The organism is Pseudomonas sp. yb_5 (assembly GCF_043103865.1).
Lineage (GTDB): Bacteria > Pseudomonadota > Gammaproteobacteria > Pseudomonadales > Pseudomonadaceae > Aquipseudomonas > Aquipseudomonas putida_Y.
The window spans coordinates 9,334-28,472 of record NZ_JBICKE010000034.1 but is presented as its reverse complement, the minus strand read 5'-3'; the positions used below and the strand labels follow the sequence as shown (position 1 = coordinate 28,472).

Annotated in this window: 1 protein-coding gene; it reads right to left on the bottom strand. The window is 66.2% G+C overall.

From position 1 onward, the window contains the following. Positions 1-53 precede the first annotated feature (53 nt). Positions 54-18,989, bottom strand: a complete 18,936-nt coding sequence (locus tag ACF8GF_RS04435) for a BapA/Bap/LapF family large adhesin (protein ID WP_392487731.1) — start codon at positions 18,987-18,989, stop codon at positions 54-56. Positions 18,990-19,139 lie beyond the last annotated feature (150 nt).

Genomic DNA, 19,139 nt, shown 5'->3' with positions numbered 1-19,139 from the left:
TACTGCTGGTCGTCCATGCCGCCGGGCATTCACCCGGCGGGTTTGCAGCGGCCTCAAACCACATGGATACCGTTTTGTACCCACAGGTGATGGCTTGGATCCTCCTGGGCCGTGTATTGGTTATAGTCGATGCCGTCGGCAGTTTGGTTCCCGACCAGCGTCCAGTTGTCCGTCATGTGAACCGAGTCTTTGTCGTCCCCCTTGATGATCAGTGTGTCGGTACCGGTTTCGGTGATTGCCACGACGTCCCCCAGGTTGAGGGTGAGCGCCACCGAACTGGTGTCGTTGAGGTCGAGGATTTCGATGTCGTGCACGCGCTCGGCCAGGTTGCCCAGGTCGATACTGGCATCACCGCCGCCCCACAGCAGGGTGTCGGTACCTGTGCCACCATCGACGCTGGCGAAGTTCTGGTCGACTACCAACAGCGTGTCGTCACCCGCCCCTCCCTGCAGGGTGATGTGGCCACCCTGGCTGCCATCGAGCTGGTCGTTGCCGTCGGTGCCGGCGATCACGTCGGTGGCCGCTGCCAGGCTGGCGAGTGCCACTGATTCGTCGCCGGTATCGGCCAGCAGCGATGTGGTCGTGGTGAGGCCGGCAGCATCGTCCACGTTGATGGTCAGGGTTGCGGTGTCGGTGGTGCCGTTCGGGTGGCTTAGCTCGTAGGTGAAGGTGTCTTGCTGGCCGACCACCGCCGAGGTGAGCCCCGCGTTGAGGGTGTAGGTGTAGCTGCCGTCGGCATGCACCAGCAACGTGCCGTAGGTGCCGGCCACGCTCACCCCGTTGTAGCCTGGGATGGTGTAGGTGTTGGCCGCTGTCAGCACGCTCAGCACGGTCAAGGCCGAACCGATGTTGTCGTCAGTCAGCAGGTTGCCGGTGGCTGCTGTCGCGCCACTGACCACGAACTCGGTCAGGTACGTTGTGGTGGTGTTCAGGCTGGTGGTGATGGAGCTGAGCAAGCCAATGCCGCCGGCGGTGACACGGACTTGGTAGGTACCGGCGCCCTGGTTCTCGAAGGTATACCCGGCGCCACCCCCCAGCACGCTGATCAGCGAACCACCCGGTACCGACTGCACCAAAACGTACTGGCCAGTGGCCGGGTTGAGCTTGAGTAGCTCGATGGTGGTGCCGTTGAGCAGGCTCAACAGGTTGGCGGAGTTGACCACCACCTGCAGGTCGGCCGTGGTGTCGGCGGCAACCGTGGTGGTGTAGGTGGCCTGACGGGTACCGATCAATGGCAGGTTCAGCGAGCCCAGCGTACTGCTGCTGGTGTCCACGCGGTTGTCCAGGGTGACCTGGCTGCTACCAACGTCGTTGACTGCGTCGACCACCGTGGCCGGTGCTCCGTAGTTGGTGTCGCTCCAGATTTCCGTGGCTTGCGGGCTGTCGATGCGCACGTACAGGTTGGCGGTATCGGACAGGCCGTTCGGGTGCACCAGCTGGTAGCTGAACACATCCACCTTGCCCACACTGTTCGGGCTGCCGTTGGGCGTGTAGGTGTAGCTGCCGTCCGCACTGATCACCAGGGTGCCGTACTGGCCCTGAACCGTCGTGGCGGTCCCGGCCGAGACGTAGCTGCCGTCTTTTAGTACTTGCAGCACGGCGGCGCTGTCCGGGCCACTGGCATCCACCGCGCCATCGGTACCCACGTCGGTAATGACGTTGCCGGAGGTAGCAATGCCGCTGCCGGTGAATTGGGTCAGGCTGGTGGAGACGATGTCCAGCGTGGTGCTCACTTCGGTGACCAGGCCGATGCCGCCACTGCCCACGGTCAGTCGGTAATCACCGGCTTGCAGCACGCCGATGTCCACCTGCAAGCCGATCGGCAGCACGATCAGGTCGAGCAGGCCCTGAGTGTTGCCGGTGGCGATGGTCACCCAAGCGCCGCTGGCGTCCTTCACCTGCAGGGTGAAGCTGGTGTTGTTGAGCAGTGCCAGCACGCTGTTGGTGGTCAGTGTGAGGGTAGGGTCGGCCGTGCTGCCTGCTGCCACCGTCCAGGTGTAGGTCTTGGAGAAGCCCGACAGCAGCGTGGTGAAACTGTCGGTGTAGGTCTCCGTGGCGCTGACCGCTTCCAGGTTGACCGTGGCCGTGGCCAGGTTGTCACTGGCGATGACCGGTGCATTTGCATCCACATCCGGTGCCGTGACGTTGACGTTGCCCGACACGTTGCCGCGCGGGTCGCTGAGGGTCACAGACAGGATCTGGCCGTTGTCCTGAGGCGGGCTCAGGGTCACGGTGAAGGTGCCGTCCGCCTGCACCGTTGCGGTTTGCAGCACGGTACCGCCGGCGCTGCGTACGGTTACGGTGGCACCCACTTCGCCCGTACCGGTGAGGGTACTGCCATCGGCACTGAACAGCAGGTTGCCGGCAGCCGCAGGCGGGGTCAGGTCCGGTGCGGTCAGCGCAGTGCCTGTGGACACGTTACCGGCGCTGTCGGTGAGGGTGACGCTGAGCGCCTGGTTGTCGATCTGCGCCGCGGCCAGGCTGACCACGAACAGGCCGTTGCTGCCCACCGTTGCGGTACCCAGTACGGTACCGGTGCTGTTGCGCACGGTGACCGTGCTGCCGATCTGGCCAGAACCACTGACCGAGGTGCCGTTGGCGTTGATGGTGGCCAGCGGGGCAGCTGGCGGGGTGGTGTCCGGCGCAGTCAGGCTGGTGCTGGCGGACAAGTTGCCGGCAGCATCGGCCTGGCGTACCACCAGCAGTTGCCCGTCGTTCTGTGGCGAGGTCAGGGTAATGCTGAAGGTGCCGTTGGCCTGTACCACTCCGGTACCGACCTGGCCGTTCGGGCCCTGGACGGTAACGGTAGCGCCCGCTTCACCGCTACCGGTAAGCACGGTGCCCGCGCCATCGATGGCGATGTTGGTAGGGGCGGCAGGTGGCTGCAGGTCTGCGGCGGTGTAGCTTGTGCTGCCGGACGCATTGCCTGCAGCGTCAGCCTGGCTCACGCCCAGGACCTGGCCGTTGAGCTGCGCGGCGTTCAGGTTGACGGTGAACACGCCACCGCCATTCACCACCGCCGTGCCGAGCACATTGTCGCTGGCATCACGCACTGTCACCGTGGCACCGGCTTCACCCGTGCCGCTCAGCACCAGGCCATTGACAGAGAGGCTGGTCACCACCGGGTTGGCCGGTGGCGTAATGTCAGCTGCTTGCAGGAAGGTCGGCTGCGATTCGCCGCCGACCAGTGCCACCGCTGTTACCGAAATGTGCTCGCCGTTGAGCTGGGCTGCGTCCAGCGTCAGGGTGAAGGAGCCGTCCAGGGTTGCGCTGCCTGTACCGATCAGGTTGCCTGCGGCATCGTACACGCGAATGCCCACACCGCTTGGTGCACTGCCTGTCAGGGTCAGGCCGTCGCTGCCCAAGGTCACGTCGGTTGGCGGCACGGGTGGTGCGATCAAGGGTGTGACGTAGGTCGCGACCGCAGACGTATTGATACCGTCGGACTGTGTCACTTCCAGGGTGGCGAGCGAGCCCGCCGCCGGCACCAGCGTTATCTGGAAGTTGCCAGCGGCATCCACCACGCCGGTGCCGATCACGCTTCCGTCGAGGCTGACGGTGACCGTGGCATTGGCTTCGCCTTTGCCGGTCAGCACGTTGAAGGTGTTGTTGATCGCCAGGTTGGTTACCAGGTCGGGTGGCGAGGTGTCGTTGGTCTGGTAAGGGACCGCCACCGAAGCGTTGCCGGCATCATCCGTGGACACCACCGTCAGCAACTGGCCATTGTTCTGTGCCGGGCTGATCGGCACAGTGAACTGGCCGTTCTCATCCACTTCCACCGTGCCCACGATGTTGTTGTCCGGGCCCCATACCGTGATGGTGGTGCCGGCTTCGGCCGTACCCGTCATCGATGTACCGGCTGCGTTGAGCAGCAGGTCGGTCGGCTGCACTGGTGGGGTCAGGTCTGGCGCAGTCACTGCCAGTGGTACCGACGGGTTGCCAGTGGCGTCCTGGGCGACGATGGTCAGCGTTTCGCCGTTGATTTGCGGGAGGTTCAGGTCAAGGACGAAGGTGCCGTCCGGTTCCACCGTTACCTGGCCCAGCAGGTCGCCGTTGTTGTTGACCACGGTGACGCGGGTGCCGGCTTCGGCGGTACCGGTCACCTGGGTACCGCTGTCGTTGATGACGGCGATCACGGTGGCAGGTGGTGTGGTGTCCGCCGCCGTGACCGAGCTGATTGGCGAGATGTTCTCGGCTGCGTCGGTCAGGGTTACCTGCAGCACCTGGCCATTGAGCTGCGCTGCATCCAGCTCGACGATGAAGGTCCCGTCGGCGCCCACTGTGCCGGTACCGACCTGCGTGGTACCGACGTACACGCGCACGGTGGCGCCCACTTCGCCGATACCGCCCAGTTCGTCACCTGCCGCATTGAGCCGCAGTTCGGTTGCCGCAGCTGGCGGCGTGAGGTCCGGCGCTTGCACGTTGACCGGCAGGCTGACGTTGCCGGGAGGGTCGGCCTGCAGCACCGACAGGGTCTGGTTGTTGATTTGTGCAGGTGACAATTCGACGCTGAAGCTGCCATCAGCAAGCACGATACCCGTGCCCAGTACGGTACCGGCTGCGTTACTGACGATTACGGTGGCGCCGGCCTCGCCCAGGCCGCTGACCACACTGCCGTCGGCGTTGATCACCACTAGGGTGAGCGGGTCGGGTGGAGTGAAGTCCGGGGTTTGCAGGGTTGCCACTGCCGAGACGTTGCCGGCCGCATCGGCCTGGGTGAAGCTGAGCAGCTCGGCGTTGCCCAGTGCCGGGCTCAGCGTGATGGTGAAGTGGCCGCTGGCATCGACGGTGGCGCTGCCGATTTCCTCGCCTGCCGGGTTGGTCACGGTCACCAGCGCGCCTACTTCGCCGCGGCCGGTGAGGGTGACACCATCACCGGAAACGGCCAGTTCGCCTGGTGCCGTTGGCGGTGTGGTATCGGGTGCGGTGATGGCGCTGGCGGCAGACTGGTTGCCAGCCGCATCGGTCAGCACCACTTGCACCTGTTGGCCGTTGGCCTGCGGCGATGTGAGGTTGACCTGGAAGGTGCCGTCGGCGCGCACCGTTGCACTGCCCAGCACCGAACCATCAGCGGCGAGCACACGCACGGCGGCACCTGCTTCGCCGGTACCGTTCAGCAAGCTGCCACCCCCGGCGAAGGCCAGGTTGCCGGCAGCATCCGGCGCGACGCGGTCAGGGGCTGTCAGGCTGATGCTGTTGGACTCGTTGCCGGCCACATCGGACTGGCTGGCGCTGAGCTGTTCGCCGTTGACTTGAGCGGCGCTCAGGTCGACGTTGAAGTCGCCATTGGCATCGACCACGGCAGTGCCCAGGTCGATACCGCCTTCGCCAAGCACGGTAACGGTGGCACCTGCTTCACCGCGGCCACTGAGTATCAGGCCGTCGTTGGACAACACCAGATTGGTCAGTGGCTGCGGTGCCGTGGTGTCCGGTGCCTGTAGGGTAGCGGGCAGCGATACGGTGCCATCGGTGCCCGTTGCGCTGACCTGCAGCACTTCGCCATTGGCCTGTGCACTGCCCAGATTGACAGTGAACGTGCCATCGTTACCGACCGGGCTGCTGCCGAGCAATACGCCGTTGGGGCCGTAGACCTTGACTGTATTGCCCGCCTCAGCGGTGCCGGTCACTGACAAGCCGTCGGCGGCCAATATCAGGTTGTCCGGCGTGGCCGGTGCCAGCACCCCTGGCGCAGTCACGCTTTGTGCCGGGGAGATGTTCTGTGCGGCATCGACCTGGACCACGCTCAGGCTTTCACCCGTGATCGCTGCCGGCGACAGGGACACGCTGAAGTGACCGTCAGCCGCCACTGTAACGTTGCCTAGCACGGTACCGTCTGGTGCCCGTACGGTCACAGTTGCGCCTGCTTCGCCATCGCCGGTGAGGGTGGCGCCATTGGCGGACACCGCCAGGTTGGTCACGGCAGCCGGCGGCGTGGTGTCGGCTGCGGTGTAAGGTGCGGCCGGCGACACGTTGCCGGCTGCGTCGGTGGCGGTTACCTGCAGCGTCTGGCCATTGGTCTGGGCACTGTTCAGGGTGACCTGGAAGGTGCCGTTGCTGCCCGCTACCGCTGTGCCCAGCACATTGCCGCTGGCATCGCGTACGGTCACGGTGCTGTTGGCTTCGGCGTTACCGGTCAGTTGCAGCCCGGTACCCGACAGGGCGAGTGCTGTCGGTGCCGTAGGCGGGGTGAAGTCCGGTGCGGTGACCGCCACGGCGGTGGAGGTGTTGTTGCCCGCGTCGGTCTGCGTAACGCTCAGGAGCTGGGCGTTGAGCTGGGCGCTGTTCAGGGTGAGGGTAAAGCTGCCATTGGTCGCTACCAGGCCGGTGCCGATGATGGTCCCGTCCGGGCCGTGAACGGTGACCGTGGCACCGGCTTCGCCCAGGCCGGTCAGGGTCAGGCCGTTGCTGTTCAGCACCACGTTGGTCAAAGGCGCGGGTGGGGTCAGGTCCGGGGTTGTCACATTGATCGCAGGCGAGGTGTTGCTGGCGGCATCCACTTGCGTCACGCCGATGACCTGGCCGTTTGCTTGTGGCGTGTCGAAAGTCACCGTGAAGCGACCGTCTGCGCCCACCGTGGCTGTGCCGAGCAAGGCGCCGGCGGCATTGCGTACCTGTACCGTGGCGCCCGCTTCACCGCTGCCGGAAAGCTGGCGGCCGTCCTGGCTCAACACCGGGTTACTGATGGCCGCCGGCGGTGTGTGGTCTGGCGTGGCCAGGCTGGCCGGGCCTGACACATTGCCCGCGGCATCGCTGAGGGTGACCTGTAGCGGGCTACCGGTGACCTGCGCGCTGGGCAGGGTGATCTGGAACTGGCCGCTCTGGTTGACGGTGCCAGTGGCGAGGATGGCGCCGCTGGCGTCGCGCACGGTGACGCTGGCACCGGCTTCGCCCTGGCCGCTGAGCACGGTGGCTGCGCTGTTGAGGCTGAGGTTGCTGGCCGCCAGTGGTGCCTGCAGGTCAGGCGCTTGCAGGGTGGCCGCGAGCGAAACGTTACCTGCAGCATCAGCCTGGGTCACGATCAGGTTCTGCCCATTGGCCACGGCCGGCGAGAAGCTGACGCTGAACAGGCCATTGCTGTCCACGGTTGCAGTCCCCAGCAAGGTGCCTTGTGCGTCTGTCACGCGCACGGTTGCGCCCACTTCGCCTTGGCCGGTCAGCGTACTGCCGGTGGCGTTGAGGTTTACCTGCGTCGGCGCGTCAGGTGCCGTGGTGTCATTGGCCACGATAATGGCCGGCACCGAAGGTTGGCCATCGGCGGTAGCCTTGGCACTGACCTGCAAGGTCTGGGCGTTGAGCTGGGCGTCCTGGAAGAACACTCGGAAAGTACCGTCGCTGCCGACCGTAGCGCTGCCCAGGGTGGCGCCCCCGGATGTCACGGTAATCAGCGAGCCGACCGTACCTTGACCGGTCAGCAGGAAACCGTCGGCACTGATGGCAAGGGCCGAAGGCGTGGCCACTTCGGCACCTGTCGGGCCAGTCAGTGGTATTTCAGGCGATTCGTTGCCGGCAGGATCGATCACCACCACATCGACGGTTTCGCCTGATGCCAGGGGTGGGTCGACCGGTATCACGAAGGTGCCGTCCGGCCCTGCAGTTACAGTGCCGCGCACGGTGTCATCCGGGTTGCGGATTTCCACTGTGCTGCCAGGTTCGGCTGTGCCGCCGACCGAGCTGCCGTCCGGGCTTACGGTAAGGCCGGTGGCGGGCTCCGGGTTGGTTGTGTCCGGCGCAGTCACAGAGACCGGTGCCGAATCGTTGCCGGCTGCGTCCGTCACCACCACGGTCACGGTCTGGCCGTTGTTCTGCGGGATATCCAACGGCACGCTGAAGCTGCCATCCGGGTTGACCGCAACGGTAATCACGTTGCCGGCCTCATCGCTCACAGTCACCGAACTGGCGCCCGGTGCGTTACCGGTCACAGCGGTGCCATCGCCGTTGACTGCAACGTCGGTGGGCAGTGCCGGTGGCGTGATGTCTGGCGCAATGATCTGGCTGGGCTGCGAAATGTTGCCGGCCGCATCGGTCAGCGTCACATCCAGGGGCTGGCCGTCCAGCTGTGCGGGCGACAGTGGGACCGTGAAGCTACCGCCAGCGGGCACGACGGTGGTGCCGACCAACGTGCCGTCGGCAAGCTTCACTTCCACCGTGGAGCCAGCTTCACCTGTACCTTGGATGGCGTTGCCGCCCGAGGTGATCGTGAGGTCGGCAGGCGCAGCTGGCGCAGTGCTGTCGTCAGCGGTGAAAGTGGCCGACGGCGAGGCATTGCCGCCGCCATCGATCAGCACCACCGACAGCACTTCACCGTTGGTCTGTGCGGGGGAGAGTGCCACTTCGAACGTGCCGTCTGCATTCACCGGGAGGGTGCCTAGCAGGTCGCCCGCAGCGTTGCGTACCTCTACGGTGCTGCCTGCCTCGCCCTGCCCGCTGAGCAGTGTGCCGGTAGGGTCAAGGCCCAGACCTTGTGCCGGCAGCGGTGCCTCGAGGTCAGGTGCGGTCACGGTGCCAGCGGGCGAGCCGTTGCCGCTATTGTCCGCCTGAGTGACAGACAGCGTCTGGCCATTGAGCTGTGGCGGGTCGATTGCCACCTGGAAGGTGCCATCGGGCTGGACCGTTGCGGTGCCCAGTACTGCGCCGCCAGTGCCGGTCACGGTCACCTGCGCACCCGGCTCGCCGCTGCCGCTCAGGCTGCTGCCGTCGCCAGCCAGGACCAAATCGGTGGGGCTATCGGGTGCCTGGGTATCCGGTGCCAACAGGTCGACCGCCGCCGACAGGTTGCCGGCCGCGTCGCGTTGCTCCACGGTCAGTGCCTGGCCGTTGGTCTGCGGCGTGTCGAGGGTAATTTCGAAAGCGCCGCCAGCGCCGACCACTGTGCTGCCCAGCACGCTGCCGTCCGGTCCGCGCACGGTGACAGTAGCACCTGGTTCGCCGTTGCCGGTGATCGTGGTGCCGGTGCCGTCGATGGCCGGGCTGGTGACCACTTGCGGTGGGGTAGAGTCGGGTGCAGTGAAGTCCACTGGCCCTGCGCTGTTGCCCAGGTTATCGGTAGCTTCCACGGTCAGGCTTTCGCCATTGCGTTGTGGCGCGTTGAGGGTGACGTCGAATCGGCCGTCACCGCCCACGGTGGCAGTGCCCAGCACGTTGCCTTCGGCGTCACGCACGGTGACGATGGAGCCGCTTTGACCTTGGCCTGTGAGGTGAATGCCAGCGGTATCGATGGCCAGCCCGGAGGGTTGCAGCGGGCCGTCGGTATCGGGCGCCACGATGGTGGCGGTCGAGGTGTTGCCAGCCGGGTCGCGCAATACCACGTCCAGTTCCTGGCCGTCGGTCTGCGGTGGGTTCAGGACCACGCTGATCACACCGTCGGCACCGACCTGGGCGTTGCCCAGCACAGTACCGTCGGCGCTGATGACTTGCACGGTGGTGCCCGGTTCACCGCGACCGGTGAGCAGGTCGCCCTCGGCGTTCAGTTGCAGTTCGCTGGCTTCATTGGGCGGGGTGATATCGGGGGCGGTGATCTGGGTAGGCAGCGAACTGTTGCCAGCGCCGTCAATCGCCACGACATCCAGTGCCTCGCCGTTGGCCTGTGCGGGGGTCAGGCCGATGGTGAAGCTGCCATCCGGGCCGGCCTGGACGCTGCCCAGGACATTGCCCTGCGCGTCACGCACTTGCACCTGCGTATCTGCCGGTGCGGTACCGGAAACGCTGGAGCCGTCGCCGGCCACCACCACGCCGCTCGGGCTTTCGGGCAGCGGTGTATCGGCAACGGTCACACTGACCGCTGCCGAGGTATTGCCGGCGGCATCAGTCTGCACCAGCACGAGGTTCTCTCCGGCGGCCAGCGGTGCCTCCAGATCGACCACGAAGGTGCCGTTTGGCGCCACGGTGCCGGTACCGATGACTGCACCTTGGGCATCACGCACTTCCACCGTGGCACCGGGCTCGCCACGGCCCGAGACGGCCAGGCTGCCATCGCCTGCCACCACGTCGGCGACGATCGCTGGCGCGGTAATGTCCGGGGCCACGTAGCTCAGCGGCACCGAAGTGTTACCTGCTGCATCAATCACCGTGATGGACAAGGTTTCGCCATTGGCCTGTGGCGGGTCGAGGGTCAGGCTGAAGCTGCCATCCGGCTCGGCAATGGCGCTACCGATCAGGTTGCCCGAGGCATCTTCAACCTCCACTCGGGCGCCTGCTTCTGCAGTGCCGACCAGGCTGTCGCCATTGCTCAGTACCAGGTCGGTTGGTTGCAGCGGTGCCACCAGGTCCGGCGCTGTCAGCGGGGTAGGTGTAGAGACGTTGCCGGCGGCGTCGGTCAGGGTCACTTGCAGGGACGAGCCATCCACCACCGGGGTGGGCAGTTGTACATTGAAGCTGCCATCGGGCTGAACGGTGCCGCTCACCAGCACCTGCCCCTGATCGTTGCGCACCTCCACGGTGGCGCCCGCTTCGCCGCGCCCGGAGACTGTGCGGCCATCGTTACTGATGGCCAGCTCGGTAGCGGGCTCCGGCGGTGTGGTGTCGCCGCCGTTGTCCACGATCGGTGCGGTGACGCTACCGGCCGTGGAGGCGTTGCCTGCGGCATCGGTGGCCGTCACCTGCAACTGCTCGCCTGCCACTTGTGGCGGAGTGAGGTCGATGCTGAAAGCGCCGCTGGCCCCCACCACGACACTGCCCAACACCGTGGTGCCGTCGGCGGCCAGCACACGGACGGTGCTGCCTGATTCGGCGCGGCCACTGACGACGCTACCATCGCCACTGATTGCGAGATCGCTGGGTGCCACAGGCGGGGTGATGTCTGGTGCGGCGACCTGCACTGGCAACGACGAGGTGCCGTTGTTGTCGATCGCCACCACGTCCAGCAACTCGCCATTGGCCTGGGCCGGTGTGAGCACCACGGTGAAGGTGCCTTCGGCACCCACCACGATGCTACCGACCAGCGTGCCGTTGGCATCATGCACTTCCACACGGCTGCCTGCCGGAGCAGAGCCGCTGATGCTGCTGCCATCGGCGGCCACGACCAGTTCGCTCGGGCTGGTAGGCGTGACCACCAGTGGCACGTCGTAGGTCAGCGCTTCAGAGGCGTTGCCGCTCGGGTCGGTCTGTACCAGGCTCAGGCGTTCACCCGGCAGCGCAGCTGGATCGAGGTCGATCAGGAAAGTCCCGTTCGCGGTCACTGTGCCGGTACCGATCAGCGTGCCATTGGCATCGCGCGCCTCGACGGTTGCACCGGCTTCGCCGCGACCGCCCAGGGTCAGGCCGTCGGCGCCGACCACAATGTTGCTGACCACGGCAGGTGCGGTGATGTCCGGGGCATCGAACTGTAGGGGTGAAGAGACATTGCCGGCGGTATCGACCAGACGGATATCGAGGATTTCGCCATTGGCCTGGGCTGGCGACAGGGTAATGCTGAAGCTGCCGGTTTCATTGACCAGACCAGTGCCGAGCAAGTTGCCCGAGGCATCGAAGGCCTGCACTGTCGTGCCAGGCTCGCCGTTGCCGCTCAGGGTCACGCCGTCGGCCAAGGCCAGGCCGGTCGGCTGGGCCGGGGCCTGCAAGTCCGGGGTAGCCACCGACGCCGGTGCAGAAGCATTGCCGCTGGCATCAGTCAGCACCACTTGCAGGTTGCTGCCATCTTTCACCGGTGGGTCGAGGGTGATCTGGAAGGTACCGTCCGGGTTGACCGAGCCGCTGGCCAGTACATTGCCCTGGGCATCGCGCACCTGCACGCTGGCACCGGCTTCGCCGCGACCATTGAGCTGGGCGCCGGCCAGGTCGACTACCAGGTTGGTCGCGGCATCCGGTGGGGTGATGTCGCCACCGTCGATGTCCGGTGCGGTGATGTCGCCGGCCGTGGAGGTGTTGCCTGCCGCATCGGTGGCGGTGACTTGCAGCACCTCGCCGTCTACCTGTGGCGGGTCGAGGGGGATGCTGAAACTGCCAGTGGCGTCGACCACCACACTACCCAGCACGGTGGTGCCATCGGCGGCCATCACACGCACGGTGCTGCCCACTTCAGCGCGGCCGGTGACCACGCTGCCGTCGGCATTGATCACCAGTTCGCTCGGGGTGACCGGCGGGGTGATGTCCGGTGCGGTGACCTGCACGGGTAGCGATGTAGCGCCGCTGCCGTCGATGGCCACCACGTCCAGCAATTCGCCGTTGGCCTGGGCCGGGTTGAGGATGACGGTGAAGGTGCCATCGACACCTGCCACGACACTGCCGACCAGTGTGCCGTTGGCATCGTGTACTTCCACGCGGCTGCCTGCCGGGGCTGTACCGGTGATGCTGACGCCGTTCTCAGCAACTACCAGGTCGCTTGGGCTGGCGGGCGCAGTGGTTACCGGAACTTCATATTGCAGGGCCTCGGAGGCGTTGCCGCTCGCATCGGTTTGCACCAGGCTCAACTGAGCGCCCGGCTGGGCAGCCGGGTCCAGGTCGACCTCGAAGGTGCCGTTGGCGCCGACGGTGCCAGTACCGATGACAGTGCCGTTGGCATCACGTACTTGTACGGTAGCACCCGCTTCGCCCCGGCCACTGAGCACCAGGCCATCGGCGCCGACCACGATGTTGCTGACAGTAGCTGGCGGCGTGATGTCCGGTGCAGTGAACGCCAGCGGCGTCGAACTATTGCCGGCGGTGTCCACCACGCGAATGTCCAGTGCTTCACCATTGGCCTGGGCGGGGAACAGCGTGACGCTGAAGGTGCCGTCTTCGTTGACCAGGCCTGTGCCGATCAGGCTGCCGATGGCATTGCGCACCTGTACGGTGGCACCGGGCTCGCCGCGGCCGGTGAAGGTCACACCATCAACCAAGGCCAGCTCGGTTGGCTGCGCCGGGGACTGCAAGTCTGGCGCGGCGACTGAACCGGGTTGCGAGACATTGCCGGCAGCGTCGGTCAGGGTCACTTGCAGGGTACTGCCATCGGTGATGGCCGGGTTCAAGGTGATGGCGAAGGTGCCATCTGGGTTGACCGTGCCCGTGGCAACCACGGTGCCTGCGCCATCGCGAACCTGAAGGCTGGAACCGGCTTCACCGCGACCGGTCAGCTGGCTACCGGCAGTGTTGACCGCCAGGTTGGTCGGGGCCTCCGGAGGCGTTGTGTCGCCGCCGTCGATGTCCGGCGCGGTAAGGTTGCCGGCGATGGAGGCGTTGCCTGCCGTATCGGTGGCCGTCACTTGCAGCACCTCGCCGTCTACCTGTGGCGGGTCGAGGGTGATGCTGAAGCTGCCGGTAGCGCCCACTGCCACGCTACCCAGCACAGTGGTGCCGTCGGCGGCCAGCACGCGCACGGTGCTGCCCGGTTCGGCACGGCCGGTGACCACGCTGCCGTCGGCATTGATCACCAACTCGGTCGGTGCGGCAGGGGCGGTGATGTCAGGGGCGGTGATCTGTGCGGGCAGCGAGGAAACGCCGCCGTCATCGATGGCGACCACGTCCAGCAGTTCGCCGTTGGCCTGGGCCGGGTCGAGGGGTACGGTGAAGCTGCCGTCGGGGCCAGCCACCACAGTGCCAATCAGTGTGCCGTTGGCGTCATGCACTTCCACGCGGGTGCCGGCAGGTGCGGTACCGCTGATGCTGCTGCCGTCTTCGGCGACCACCAGGTCGCTAGGGCTGACAGGCGCAGTGGTGACCGGGACTTCGAATTGCAGTGCCGAGGATGCGTTGCCGCTTGGGTCGGTCTGCACCAGGCTCAGTTGCTCGCCCGGCTGTGCGGCCGGGGCGAGGTCGATCAGGAAGGTGCCGTTGGCGCCGACAGTGCCGGTACCGATGACAGTGCCATTGGCATCGCGTACTTCGACGGTGGCGCCGGGCTCGCCGCGACCGCTCAGGGCCAGGCCGTCAGCGCCGACCAGGATGTCGGTGACCGCATCGGGCGGAGTGATGTCCGGCGCATCGAATTGCAGTGGTGCCGAGGCGTTGCCTGCGGCATCCACCACGCGAATGTCCAGGGCTTCTCCATTGGCCTGGGCGGGGAACAGCGTGACGCTGAAGGTGCCGTCTTCGTTGATCAAGCCAGTGCCAATCAGGTTACCGCCGGCATCGCGCACCTGCACGGTAGCACCAGGCTCACCGCGACCGGTGAAGGTGACGCCATCGGCCAGGGCCAGGTCAGTCGGTTGTGCGGGCGGCAGCAGGTCTGCCGAGGTGACCGAGCCCGGTTGCGATACGTTGCCGGCGGCGTCGGTGAGGGTGACCTGCAAGGTGCTGCCGTCGTTCACGGCAGGGTCCAGGGTGACGGTGAAAGTGCCATCCGCGTCGACGGTGCCAGTCGCGAGGATGTTGCCGGCCGCGTCACGCACCTGCACGGTGGTGCCCACTTCGCCTCGACCACTGAGTTGGCTGCCGGCAAGGCCGATCACCAGATTGGTCGCGGTCTCCGGTGGCGTTGTGTCGCCGCCGTCGATGTCCGGCGCGGTAAGGTTGCCGGCGGTGGAGGCGTTGCCTGCCACATCGGTGGCGGTGACTTGCAGCACCTCGCCGTCTACCTGTGGCGGGTCGAGGGTGATGCTGAAGCTGCCGGTAGCGCCCACTGCCACGCTACCCAGCACCGTGGTGCCGTCGGCGGCCAGCACGCGTACGGTGCTGCCCGGTTCGGCGCGGCCGGTGACCACGCTGCCGTCGGTATTGATCACCAGTTCGGTCGGTGCGGCAGGGGCGGTGATGTCGGGGGCGGTGATCTGGGTGGGCAGCGAGGAAACGCCGCCGTCATCGATGGCCACCACGTCCAGCAGTTCGCCGTTGGCCTGGGCCGGGTCGAGGGTTACGGTGAAGCTGCCGTCGGGGCCAGCCACCACACTGCCAATCAGCGTGCCGTTGGCATCATGCACTTCCACGCGGCTGCCGGCCGGCGCGTTACCGGTCAGGGTAGTGCCGTCAGCATCGATGACCAGATTGCTCGGGCTGTCGGGCGCGGTGGTCAGTGGGACGTCGTACTCAGTAGCCACGGAAGCATTGCCGCTTGGGTCGGTTTGCACCAGGCTCAACTGCTCGCCTGGCTGCGCGGCTGGATCCAGATCGATCAGGAAGGTGCCATTGGCTCCCACAACACCCGTGCCGATCACGGCGTCATTGGCATTGCGCACTTCGACGGTGGCGCCGGGTTCGCCGCGACCGCTCAGGGCCAGGCCATCAGCGCCGACGGCAATATTGGTTACTGCCTCAGGCGGAGTGATGTCCGGCGAATCGAATTGCAATGGAGCAGAGCTGTTACCGGCGGCATCCACCAGACGTACATCGAGTGCTTCACCATTGGCCTGAGCAGGCGACAGGGTGAGGCTGAACAGGCCGTCGGCCCCGGCGACACCGGTGCCAATCAGGTTACCGCCGGCATCGCGCACCTGCACGGTAGCACCAGGCTCACCGCGACCGGTGAAGGTGACGCCATCGGCCAGGGCCAGGTCAGTCGGTTGTGCGGGCGGCAGCAGGTCTGCCGAGGTGACCGAGCCCGGTTGCGATACGTTGCCGGCGGCGTCGGTGAGGGTGACCTGCAAGGTGCTGCCGTCGTTCACGGCAGGGTCCAGGGTGACGGTGAAAGTGCCATCTGCAGCGACGGTGCCAGTCGCGAGGATGTTGCCGGCCGCGTCACGCACCTGCACGGTGGTGCCCACTTCGCCTCGGCCACTGAGTTGGCTGCCGGCAAGGCCGATCACCAGATTGGTCGGGGCTTCAGGCGGGGTGGTATCGCCGCCATCGATGTCCGGGGCGGTGACCGAGCTGGCTACGGAGGCATTACCAGCGGCATCGGTCGCGGTGGCCTGCAGGACTTCACCATCAATCTGCGGTGGGGTGAGGTTGATGCTGAACGCCCCGGTCGGGCCGACCACGGTAGCGCCCAGTTCGGTGCCGTCGGCAGCCAGGATGCGCACGGTGCTGCCCGGTTCGGCACGGCCGGTGATAACGCTGCCTTCCGCGCTCACGGCCAGTTCGGTCGGTGCGGCAGGGGCGGTGATGTCAGGGGCGGTGATCTGTGCGGGCAGCGAGGAAACGCCGCCGTCATCAATGGCCACCACGTCCAGCAGTTCGCCGTTAGCCTGGGCCGGGTCGAGGGTTACGGTGAAGCTGCCGTCGGGGCCAGCCACCACAGTGCCGATCAGTGTGCCGTTGGCGTCATGCACTTCCACGCGGCTGCCGGCAGGTGCGGTACCGCTGATGCTGCTGCCGTCTTCGGCGACCACCAGTTCGCTGGGGCTGACAGGCGCAGTGGTGACCGGGACTTCGAATTGCAGTGCCGAGGATGCGTTGCCGCTTGGGTCGGTCTGCACCAGGCTCAGTTGCTCGCCCGGCTGTGCGGCCGGGGCGAGGTCGATCAGGAAGGTGCCATTGGCACCCACGACACCCGTGCCGATCACGGTGCCATTGGCATCGCGCACTTCGACGGTGGCGCCAGGCTCGCCGCGACCGCTCAGGGCCAGGCCGTCAGCGCCGACCAGGATGTCGGTGACCGCATCGGGCGGCGTAATGTCCGGCGCATCGAATTGCAGTGGTGCCGAGGCGTTGCCTGCGGCATCCACCACGCGAATGTCCAGAGCTTCACCATTGGCCTGGGCGGGGAACAGCGTGACGCTGAAGGTGCCGTCTTCGTTGATCAAGCCAGTGCCAATCAGGTTACCGTCAGCATCGCGCACCTGCACGGTAGCATCAGGCTCACCGCGACCGGTGAAGGTGACACCATCGGCCAGGGCCAGGTCAGTCGGTTGTGCGGGCGGCAGCAGGTCTGCCGAGGTGACCGAGCCCGGTTGCGATACGTTGCCGGCGGCGTCGGTTAGGGTGACCTGCAAGGTGCTGCCGTCGTTCACGGCAGGGTCCAGGGTGACGGTGAAGGTGCCATCCTCGGCGACAGTGCCAGTCGCGAGGATGTTGCCGGCCGCGTCACGCACCTGCACGGTGGTGCCCACTTCGCCTCGACCATTGAGTTGGCTGCCGGCAAGGCCGATCACCAGATTGGTCGCGGTCTCCGGTGGCGTTGTGTCGCCGCCGTCGATGTCCGGCGCGGTAAGGTTGCCGGCGGTGGAGGCGTTGCCTGCCACATCGGTGGCGGTGACTTGCAGCACCTCGCCGTCTACCTGTGGCGGGTCGAGGGTGATGCTGAAGCTGCCGGTAGCGCCCACTGCCACGCTACCCAGCACAGTGGTGCCGTCGGCGGCCAGCACGCGTACGGTGCTGCCCGGTTCGGCGCGGCCGGTGACCACGCTGCCGTCGGCATTGATCACCAACTCGGTCGGTGCGGCAGGGGCGGTGATGTCGGGGGCGGTGATTTGTGCGGGCAGAGAGGAAACGCCGCCGTCATCGATGGCGACCACGTCCAGCAGTTCGCCGTTGGCTTGTGCGGGATTCAGTTCGATGCTGAAGCTGCCATCGGCGTTGGCAATGGCACTGCCAATCAACGTGCCGTTGGCATCATGCACCTGCACACGGCTGCCGGCTGGCGCGGTACCGGTGAGGGTGATGCCATCAGCATCGATGGCCAGATTGCTTGGGCTGTCGGGCGCGGAGGTCAGTGGGACGTCGTACTCGGTAGCCACGGACGCATTGCCGCTTGGGTCGGCCTGTACCAGACTCAACTGCTCGCCCGGCTGCACCGCCGGATCCAGATCAATCAGGAAGGTGCCATTGGCTCCCACAACACCTGTGCCGATCACGGTGCCATTGGCGTCGCGCACTTCGACAGTGGCGCCGGGTTCGCCGCGACCGCTCAGGGCCAGGCCGTCAGCGTCGACGGCAATGCTGCTCACCGCATCGGGCGGGGTAATGTCCGGCGCATCGAATTGCAGTGGGGTAGAGCTGTTACCGGCGGCATCCACCAGACGCACGTCGAGTGCTTCACCATTGGCCTGGGCCGGCGACAGGGTGAGGCTGAACAGGCCGTCGGCCCCGACGACACCAGTACCGATGACAGCACCGCCGGCATCGCGTACCTGCACGGTAGCGCCGGGCTCACCGCGACCCGTGAAGGTGACGCCTTCGGCCAGGGCCAGGTCGGTCGGTTGTTCAGGGGCTGTAGTATCAGGGGTGTCGACGTCCGGTGCCGTGATGCTGGCAACTGGCGAGCTATTGCCAGCCGCGTCTGCGGCGCTGATCTCCAGGGCCTGGCCGTCGATTTGTGGCGGTTGCAGAGTGATGCTGAACTGGCCGTCGACACCGGCCACAGCAGTGCCCAGCAATACGCCACCTGCGCCTCGTACGGAAACCGTCGAGCCGGGCTCGGCACGACCGGTGAGCGTGGTGCCCTGTTCATTGATAGCCAGGTCGGTCGGCGCCAGTGGTGCCGTTGCGTCCGGCGCAGTGACAGTGCCAGGCGCCGAGACATTGCCGGCGGCGTCGGTCAGGGTGACATCAAGGTTTTCGCTGTTGATCTGCGGCGCACTCAACGTCACGTCGAAGTTGCCGTCGGCACCCACTGTGCCGCTGCCGATCAGGTTGCCGGCGGCGTCGCGGATGTTCACCGTGGTGCCTGCTTCGCCACGGCCGGTCAGACGCAGGCCATCCGGTGAAACCAGCAGGTCGATCGGCGTGGCTGGTGCGCTGGTGTCGGGGTCGGAACCGCCGCTGCTGCCCCCGCCTCCATTGTCCGCCGCTGCTGCCGCGCCGCCCACGCCGAGCAGGCTGAGCCCGGCAATCGCCCAAGTTGGCATGGCGCTGCCTGCAGTACCGATGCCCGCAACCAGTTCGTCCAGCGAGGCCACTTCTTCGAAGGTGAAACCGGTGAACGCTGCCGCATCGTACTGGGCATGCCACAGGGTGCCGTCTTCGCCGACGAAGACCATATCGCTGCCGACGCCGGCCTGGTCCACGGCGAAGAAGTTACCGATGGTGACTTTTTCACCCGACTTCAGGGTGACGATCAGGTCCTGCCCGCGTTGGGTAACGGTGGCCACTTTGTCGGGAGATACCGGTATCTGAACGACGCTTGGTGCTTTGAGATTGATATTGCCCCAGGCGCTCTGAGTGGCGACTTCGGATTGCTTATCGGCGACGACGATGTTGTCCATGGATGCTCCCTGCTGATATCCGGATCCCCCGGCCCGACATTTGGGCCACGACCGACGTAACAGAGCCCTCTCAGGGTTTTTACGCACAGCCTCGACCAGGCAGTCGACAAATGGGTGGTTAGGGAGATATAGCAGCCGGGGGGCAAGCAA